This is a genomic window from Achromobacter semiaridum, assembly GCF_053543755.1.
Window position 1 is genome coordinate 127,960 of sequence record NZ_JBLVOL010000083.1, and the last position, 8,641, is coordinate 136,600.

Genomic DNA, 8,641 nt, shown 5'->3' on the forward strand with positions numbered 1-8,641 from the left:
GGTCCGGGGCAGTTGGTGTTGGCGTCGGGTCAGAACGAGCGGGGCAGACCCAGGATGTGTTCGGCGACGTAGGACAGGATCAGGTTCGTCGATATCGGCGCCACCTGGTACAGCCGCGTCTCGCGGAATTTGCGTTCTACGTCGTATTCGGTGGCAAAGCCGAAACCGCCGTGAAATTGCAGGCAGGCGTTGGCCGCTTCCCACGACGCGTCGGCGGCCAGCAGCTTGGCCATGTTGGCCTGCGCGCCGCAGGGTTGGTGCGCGTCGAACAGGCGGCAGGCTTCATAGCGCATCAGGCTGGCGGCTTCGACGTTGATGTGGGCGCGCGCGATGGGAAACTGCACGCCCTGGTTCTGGCCAATGGGGCGGCCGAACACCATGCGTTCCTTGGCGTAGGCGGTGACCTTGTCCACGAACCAATAGCCGTCGCCGATGCATTCGGCGGCGATCAGCGTGCGTTCGGCGTTCAGGCCATCCAGGATGTACTTGAAGCCCTTGCCTTCTTCGCCGATCAGGTTTTCGACGGGGATTTCCAGGTTGTCGAAAAACAGTTCATTGGTCTCGTGATTGACCATGTTCGGAATGGGCCGGATCGTCATGCCGTGCTTGACGGCATGATGCAGGTCCACCAGGAAGATCGACATGCCTTCGGACTTCCGGGTGACCTGGTCCAGCGGCGTGGTGCGTGCCAGCAGGATCATCAGGTCGGAATGCTGCACGCGCGAGATCCAGACCTTCTGGCCGTTGATGACGTAGCGATCGCCACGGCGCACGGCGGTGGTCTTGATCTTGGTGGTATCGGTGCCGGTGGTGGGTTCGGTAACGCCCATCGATTGCAGGCGCAGCTCGCCGGCGGCGATGCGCGGCAGGTACTCGCGCTTCTGCGCTTCGGACCCGTGGCGCAGCAAGGTGCCCATGTTGTACATCTGGCCGTGGCAGGCGCCGGAGTTGCCGCCGCTGCGGTTGATTTCTTCCATGATGACCGACGCTTCGGTCAGCCCAAGGCCCGAGCCGCCGTACTCCTGAGGGATCAGCGCGGCCAGCCAGCCGGCCTCGGTCAGTGCGCGGACAAAGTCCTCGGGGTAGCCGCGTTCTTCATCGATCTTGCGGAAATACTCTGACGGAAATTGCGCGCAAAGGTCGCGCACGGCTTCGCGGATGTCCTGATAGTCGTGTGAGGCGTGGGGCATAGGGCTGCTGTGATAGGCAAAAGGAGGGTTCGGTTCAGCATCGAATGTGCCGCATGGGCGCCGTGCTGCCAATTCACAATTGCTTAATACGGGGTTCCTGTTCGCAAAAGCGCGTTCATGACGAGCGTGCGTTCCACCATCGGGCGGCGGCGCCGTCAGTTGTGTCAAGAAATTGCCAAACTGGGTGTCCATAATCCGTGGCACTGCGCCTCCGGGCGCCTGGTTATAGACGGATGGATATGCGTAAAAATCTCAGGGTCACCACGGCGGTATCGGCCATTCTGGCGTTGTTCGTACTGCTGTTTGCCATAGCGGCCGGAGCCGGCATCGCCGTCCTGCGCGAGAACCGGGCGGATATCGAAGCCTTGGGCCGGGGCAGCGTGGAACGCGCCAGCGACCTGGCCGAACTGACCAGCCGGCTGTTCCAGGCGCGCGCGGCGTTGACCGACGCCAAGACCAGCATGGAAGGCGGGCTTGAAGACGCCCGTAACGCGTCGCTGACGCAGGCGGACGCGCTGCTCAAGCAGGCCGGCGCCAGCCTGGCGCGGCTACGTGCCAACCCGGACACCAGCGCGCAAGGTGGTGCACTGTTCGACCAGATGCTGGCCGCCCATGCCGCCTTCGCCGACCAGACCTTGGCGCCCATGCTCAGCGCTATCCAGGGCTGGAACGGCATCGAGGTGAATCGGTTGGTGGACAAGGTGTTGCCCGCCAGCGGCGCGGCCTACGTGAAGCAGGCGGACGGCTACCAGCGCTATGCGCGCGAGCAGGGCCAGGCCGCCGTGGCCGATGCCAGCCGCACGCTGGAACGGGTAAGCGTGGTGGCCGCCACCGTGCTGGCGGTGGTGCTGCTGCTGGCCGCGCTGATCCGCTTGGCGTTCCGGCGCGGCATCCTGCGGCCGCTGAACGAGGCGGGCGCGCATTTTGATCGCATCGCCGACGGCGACCTGACGGGCGACATTGCCATGCGCGGCGACAACGAGATCGGCGTGTTGTATTCGGCGATGCGTCGCATGCAGACGGGGCTGTCGGCGGCGGTCGCCTCCGTGCGCCGGGGCGTCGAGGAAATCCATACCGGCTCGGGCGAGATCGCGGCGGGTGGCGCCGATATGTCCGACCGCACCGCCCGCCAGGCCGGCTCGTTGCAAGAGGCCGCCGCCAATATGACGCAGTTGGCGCACACCGTGCAGGTCACGGCAGGCAACGCCGACCTGGCCAGCCGGCAAGCGCAAAGCGCCACGCAGTTGGCCAAGCAGGGCGGCCGCGCGGTGGATGAAGTGGTGCAAAGCATGCAGGGCATTGCGGACAGCGCGCGCCGCATTGGCGAAATCGTGGGCGTCGTCGACAGCATCGCTTTTCAGACCAACATCCTGGCGTTGAATGCGGCGGTTGAGGCCGCGCGCGCGGGCGAGCAGGGCAAAGGGTTCGCGGTGGTTGCGGGCGAAGTGCGTTCATTGGCGCAACGTAGCGCTCAGGCCGCCAAAGAGATCAAGGGCTTGATCGACGACTCCGCCCTGCGCGTGGAGGCCGGCGTGCGGCAGGTGAATCTGGCGGGCGACACCATGCGCGACATGGTCGTGTCGGTGGATCGGGTAACCCAGATCGTCGCCGAAATTTCCAGCGCGACGGCCGAGCAGGCCGCCGGCATCGCCTCGGTGAACGACGCGGTGGCGGACATTGAACGGTCTACGCAGGAAAACGCCGCCATGGTCGAACAGACGGCGGCCGCGGCAGCCGCCCTGGAAGCCCAGGCGCAAGGCCTGCGCCGCGCGGTGGCCGTGTTCCAGATCGAACAGGCGGCGCGCAACGCCGCCGCCGTTCAGGCATCCGTGGGCGGATTAATCGGACAGCTGGGACAGGATGCCGCCGCTGTAGCGCTCGATCACCAGCGACAGGTTCCCATGCTTGACCTTGTGCTTGACGTGCGCGGCGGCCGACGCGATGTCTTCCGGGCGGATGCGCTCGCATAGCGACGGCGTAACGGTCAGCGCGCCCACACCCAGGGTCACGAACGGGAAGAAGCGCGGCACGCCGTAGCGGTCCTCGGCCTCGATGCCGCCGTTCCGGCGGCCTTGGTCGTCGTACAGCGCCGTGGCCTGTTCGTTGAATTCGGCGATGATCCGCTGGACGCGTTCGGCCCAATCGGCGCTGCGAAACAGCACCACGAAATCGTCGCCGCCCACGTGGCCGACGAAGTCGCGCAGCGGGTCGCAATGCTGCTTGATGACTTCGGCGGTCAGCATGATCATGTCGTCGCCGCGCCAATAGCCGTAGACGTCGTTGAACGGCTTGAAGTTGTTCAGGTCGCCATAGCAGACGGTGAAGTCCGCGGCGTCTTCCAGCAAGGTGGCGATGTGGCGGCTGATGGGGATGTTGCCCGGCAGCGAGGTCAAGGGGTTGGCGTAGCGCGCCGCCTCGATCCGCATTTCGGTCACGGAACGCACCAGGGTTTCGCCGGTAGCCAGGCCGTCATAGCGGCCGTCGCGCGTGATGATCAGGCCATCCATCAGGTAGCGCTGGTCTTCCGAGATCAGCACGTGGCTGAGCTGGTCGATGGATACATTCAGGTCGACCAGCACCGGCTCGGCGTTCATGAAGGTAGAGCAACGGTCGCGGCCGAACAGTTCGCGTGTGTAGCGCTGCGCATAGTGTTCGGAAAAATCGCGGCGGTTGATAATGCCGACGGGGCGATTTTCGGCGTCCACCACCGCCACGGCATGCATGGTCTTGTGTTCGATAAACAGCCGGTGCACGTCATCGTTCGTGTGCTTGTCCAGCAGCGCGGCCGGCGCTTCCACGCGCAGGCTGGCCGCGGTGCCGCCCGCCGCCCGTTGCGACAGGGGCGCCGAGCTGCGCACGCGCAATGAGTCGCGCAGCGGCGGCGTCAGTTCGGTCAACAACGTTTCTTCGGGGCGGCCCAGGAACCAGCCTTGCGCATAGCGGATATCCAGCTCGCGCACCATGGCCAGGTCTTCGGCGGTTTCAATCCCTTCGGCGACGATCGCGGTGCCCAGGTGCTGCGCCACTTTCAGAATGGCGCGGACCATGCTTTGCTTGCGGTCGTCGTGGCCGATGCCGTCGAAGAAATAGCGGTCGATCTTGACCAGGTCCGGCTGCATTTCCGACCACAGCTGCAAATTGGAATTGCCCACGCCGTAGTCGTCCAGCGCGATGCGCATGCCGTGTTCGCGCAAGCAGGCAAACGCGTTGCCCAGTTCGCCCATGTGGTCCGACAGCGGGTCCTGTTCCGTTAGTTCGACGATGATGCTGGAAGCCGGCAGGGCGCAATCTTTCAGCAGCCGCTCTGGCAGGTCTGCGCCCCACAGCGTCCAGAAGTGGATCAGCGCCGAGCCCGACAGGTTCAGGAACAGTTTGCCGGGGGCGTCCTGAAAACCCTGCGCGCCCGCCCGAAAGCTGGCCAGTTCCAGCTGCGGGTGCAAGCCGCGGCGGCGCGCTTCGGCGAACAGGGCATCGGGAAAGTGCAGGGCGGTGTCGGCGGGGCCGCGGATCAGGCTTTCATGCCCATAGATGCGGCTGTGGGACAGATCCACTACCGGTTGATAGCGCGGCCGCAGCAGACGGTCGCGCAAAATGCCGGCCAGGCCGACGGGTGCGGGCGCATCGCCCGGTATGGAGTGGGGCGCGCGGGCCGTGGCCTGCCGAGGCATAGCTTGAAGGGAAGTCATCGCCGGGGGCGTCAGATACGTTCAGTGACAAGATTCGTCATGTTGACAACAAAATATGTCTGCGTTGTTGCCGCTACCAGCGACGCGCCATATTCAGGCGCTGTTACATAGCTGTCAACCGAGATTTGCCCTTGCTTCGCTTGCGGACGCGGCGCAGTGCCGGCAGGCGCCGCGCACCGCGTGCGCCCTATACAATTTGCGCTATGACTTCCCCCAAGATTCCCGAATCCCTGCGCCGCATCGTGCTGGCGTCCAACAACGCCGGCAAGCTGCGCGAATTTTCCGCCTTGTTCGCGCCGCTTGGTATTGAACTGGTGCCCCAAGGCGACCTGGGCGTGCCCGAAGCCGAAGAACCCCATGTCACCTTTGTTGAGAACGCGCTGGCCAAGGCGCGGCATGCCAGCCGCCTGACCGGGCTGCCGGCGTTGGCCGACGATTCCGGCCTGTGCGTCGCCGCCTTGGGCGCCGCGCCCGGCGTGTATTCGGCCCGCTACGCCAAGATGCACGGGGGCGAAAAGTCGGACCAGGCGAACAACGCGCTGCTGGTGCAGAACCTGGCCGGGGTCACCGACCGCCGCGCCTGGTATGTGGCCGTGCTGGCCTTGGTGCGTTCGGAGAACGACCCTTGCCCGATCATCGGAGAAGGGCTGTGGCATGGCGAAATCATCGACGTGCCCGAAGGGGCCAACGGCTTTGGCTACGATCCGCACTTCTATCTGCCCGATATGGCGCTGACCGCGGGGTCGCTGGACCCCGAGGAAAAGAACCGCGTCAGCCACCGCGCCCGCGCGCTGCGCGAATTGTTGAGCAAGCTTAGCCACGTATAAGCGCTTAAGCGAAACCGCATGTCCATCACCATTCCCATCCGCAACGACATGGGCGCGTCGCCGTCGCGCGTTCGTGTCCCGGCCGGCGCCACGCTGACCAGCCTGCCGCCGCTTTCCCTTTATGTGCACGTGCCCTGGTGCGTGCGCAAATGCCCGTATTGCGACTTCAATTCTCACGCCGCGCCCGGCGAAATTCCGGAACGCGCCTATCTGGACGCCTTGCGCAGCGACCTGGAACAGGCGTTGCCTTCCATCTGGGGCCGCCAAGTCGTGTCCGTCTTCATCGGGGGCGGCACGCCCAGCCTGCTGTCGTCGGCGGGTTTGGACGAATTGCTGGCCATGTTGCGCGCCTGCCTGAATCTTTGGCCCGACGCCGAAATCACCATGGAAGCCAACCCCGGCACGGCCGAAGCCAGCCGGTTTCGCGACTATGCCGCCAGCGGCGTCACGCGTTTTTCGTTGGGCATCCAGAGCTTTGACGACGCGCAGCTGAAGAAGCTGGGCCGTATCCACGACGCCGCGCAGGCCCGCGCGGCAATCGACATGGCGCAGCGCGCCGTCTCGCGCGTGAACCTGGACATGATGTTCGCCTTGCCGGGCCAGACGCTGGACGCCTGTGTGACCGACCTGCGCCACGCCATATCGTTTGGCACCGAACACCTGTCGCTGTACCACCTGACGATGGAGCCGAACACCGTCTTCGCCAAATTCCCGCCCGCCGAATTGCCCGACGACGACACCAGCGCCGCCATGCAGGACGCCGTTGAAGCCGAGCTGGCGGCGGCGGGGTTGGCCCGGTACGAAGTGTCGGCCTATGCGCGGCCGGGCGCGCGTTGCCGCCACAACGTGAACTACTGGGAATTTGGCGATTACCTGGGCATAGGCCCGGGCGCGCACGGCAAGCTGTCATTTCATGACCGTATCGTGCGCGAGGCGCGGCTGCGCAATCCTGATTCGTGGATGCAAGGGGCAATGGCGCGCGACGGCAGCCATCTGGCTGAAAGCCGCCAGGTCGGGCCGGACGAGCTGCCCTTTGAATTCATGCTTAACGCCCTGCGCCTGAAAGACGGCGTGCCGACCACAACGTTCAACGAACGCACCGGTTTGTCGCTTGCCGCCATCGCGCACCAATTGGAGGCAGCCTCGAAACGGGGCTTGCTGGACGCGGACCCGACGCGTTTGAAGGCTACGCCCTTGGGCTGGCGCTTTCTGAACGATTTGCAGGAAATGTTCCTGTAGTTGCTTTTGCACCAAAACGGGGCAATCATGCCCCACGCTTTGCACCACACCGGTGCTATCTTTTTCCGTAACCGTGCAGCTTTCCCCTGGGAATCTCCGGGTTAAAACCTGGCACGCTTATTGCTTCCCTCTTTATGCCAGTCGAGCGGCAAAGCCCTCGACCCTTTTATCTAATGGAGATGACATGGCAAGCCCGAAAGACGTCCTGAAACAGATCGCCGATAACGAAGTCAAATTCGTGGATTTCCGCTTTACCGATACGGTTGGCCGTGAGCACCACGTGTCCGTGCCCACCAGCCAGATCGATGAAGACAAGCTGGAAAGCGGCCAGGCTTTCGACGGTTCGTCGATTCCGGGTTGGAAGGGTATCGAAGCTTCCGACATGCTGCTCATCCCCGATTGCGCCACCGGCAACCTGGACCCGTTCCGCGAAGAGCCGACCCTGATCCTGTCGTGCGACGTCGTCGAGCCGTCGGACCTGAAGGGCTATGACCGCGACCCGCGTTCGCTGGCCAAGCGCGCCGAAGCCTACCTGAAGTCCTCCGGCCTGGGCGACACCGCCTACTTTGGTCCGGAACCCGAATTCTTCGTGTTCGACGGCGTGACGTGGAACACCGACATGTCGGGCACCTTCGTCAAGATCAAATCCGAAGAAGCCTCGTGGTCGACCGGCCTGGAATTCGAAGGCGGCAACACCGGCCATCGTCCCGCCGTCAAGGGCGGCTACTTCCCCGTGCCCCCGGTTGATTCGTTCCAGGACATGCGTTCGGAAATGTGCCTGCTGATGGAACAAATGGGCGTGCCGGTTGAAGTGCACCACCATGAAGTGGCCGGCGCCGGCCAGCTGGAAATCGGCACGAAGTTCAGCACGCTGGTTCAGCGCGCCGACTGGACCCAGATCGTCAAGTACGTGGTGCACAACGTTGCGCACGCCTATGGCAAGACCGCCACGTTCATGCCCAAGCCCATCGTTGGCGACAACGGTTCCGGCATGCACGTGCACCAATCGATCTGGAAGGATGGCCAAAACCTGTTCGCGGGTAACGGCTACGCCGGCCTGTCGGAATTCGCCCTGTACTACATCGGCGGCATCATCAAGCACGCCCGCGCCCTGAACGCCATCACCAACCCGGGCACGAACTCGTACAAGCGTCTGGTTCCGCACTACGAAGCCCCGGTCAAGCTGGCTTACTCGGCCCGCAACCGCTCGGCTTCGATCCGCATTCCGTACGTCGGCAACCCGAAGGGCCGCCGCGTCGAAGCGCGTTTCCCGGACCCGCTGGCCAACCCGTACCTGGCTTTCTCGGCCCTGATGATGGCCGGCCTGGACGGTGTCCAGAACAAGATCCACCCGGGCGATCCGGCCGACAAGAACCTGTACGACCTGCCGCCGGAAGAAGACGCAAAGATCCCGACCGTGTGCTCCTCGCTGGAACAAGCGCTGGAAGCCCTGGACGCCGATCGCGAATTCCTGACCCGTGGTGGCGTGTTCAGCAACGACATGCTCAACGCCTACATCGACCTGAAGATGGGCGATGTGAACCGTCTGCGCATGACCACGCACCCGGTCGAATTCGACATGTACTACAGCCTCTGATCGTTTAGAGGCTGTGGCGGGGGGAGCGCGATGATGGTGGCAGAAACCAGGGCCCACACGACGCGCACCACCAGGTCGCGGCTCGACGGTTTGTCCCCCACG

Annotated in this window: 5 protein-coding genes and 1 pseudogene; 4 read left to right on the forward strand and 2 right to left on the reverse strand. The window is 64.3% G+C overall.

Going from position 1 to position 8,641, the window contains the following annotated elements; genetic code table 11:
- Positions 1 to 29 precede the first annotated feature (29 nt).
- Complete coding sequence (locus tag ACNPP0_RS21500) at positions 30 to 1,190, reverse strand: acyl-CoA dehydrogenase family protein (protein WP_104143913.1); 1,161 nt, start codon at positions 1,188 to 1,190, stop codon at positions 30 to 32.
- Positions 1,191 to 1,429: 239 nt separating this feature from the next.
- On the opposite strand from ACNPP0_RS21500, the pseudogene ACNPP0_RS21505 reads away from it, so the two are divergent.
- Positions 1,430 to 2,863, forward strand: a pseudogene (locus tag ACNPP0_RS21505) (methyl-accepting chemotaxis protein); the annotation flags it as partial.
- Positions 2,864 to 3,028: 165 nt separating this feature from the next.
- Here the strand turns inward: ACNPP0_RS21505 and ACNPP0_RS21510 are convergent.
- Positions 3,029 to 4,876 carry an EAL domain-containing protein gene (locus ACNPP0_RS21510; RefSeq protein ID WP_332608064.1) on the reverse strand — a complete coding sequence of 616 codons (1,848 nt, stop codon included), beginning with the start codon at positions 4,874 to 4,876 and terminating at the stop codon, positions 3,029 to 3,031.
- Between the two features lie 203 nt (positions 4,877 to 5,079).
- Here ACNPP0_RS21510 and rdgB point away from each other — a divergent pair, with 203 nt between their 5' ends.
- The 3 genes from rdgB (at position 5,080) to glnA (ending at position 8,539) form a co-directional block, all read left to right on the forward strand.
- Positions 5,080 to 5,703 (forward strand): RdgB/HAM1 family non-canonical purine NTP pyrophosphatase, encoded by a 624-nt coding sequence (gene rdgB / locus ACNPP0_RS21515; protein WP_448706947.1) that lies wholly within the window; start codon positions 5,080 to 5,082, stop codon positions 5,701 to 5,703.
- An 18-nt stretch (positions 5,704 to 5,721) separates the two neighbouring features.
- On the forward strand, positions 5,722 to 6,942 hold the full coding sequence (gene hemW / locus ACNPP0_RS21520; protein WP_448706948.1) for a radical SAM family heme chaperone HemW: 1,221 nt from the start codon (positions 5,722 to 5,724) through the stop codon (positions 6,940 to 6,942).
- Between the two features lie 184 nt (positions 6,943 to 7,126).
- Entirely contained in the window at positions 7,127 to 8,539 is a 1,413-nt protein-coding gene (gene glnA, locus ACNPP0_RS21525) for a type I glutamate--ammonia ligase (protein WP_006219661.1), read from the forward strand.
- Positions 8,540 to 8,641: the final 102 nt, after the last annotated feature.

Bases quoted from the DNA above. Each gene is read 5' to 3' on its own strand.
- rdgB (WP_448706947.1), top strand. From the start codon at position 5,080: ATGACTTCCCCCAAGATTCCCGAATCCCTGCGCCGCATCGTGCTGGCG.
- glnA (WP_006219661.1), top strand. From the start codon at position 7,127: ATGGCAAGCCCGAAAGACGTCCTGAAACAGATCGCCGATAACGAAGTC.
- ACNPP0_RS21500 (WP_104143913.1), bottom strand. From the start codon at position 1,190: ATGCCCCACGCCTCACACGACTATCAGGACATCCGCGAAGCCGTGCGC.
- ACNPP0_RS21510 (WP_332608064.1), bottom strand. From the start codon at position 4,876: ATGACTTCCCTTCAAGCTATGCCTCGGCAGGCCACGGCCCGCGCGCCC.
- hemW (WP_448706948.1), top strand. From the start codon at position 5,722: ATGTCCATCACCATTCCCATCCGCAACGACATGGGCGCGTCGCCGTCG.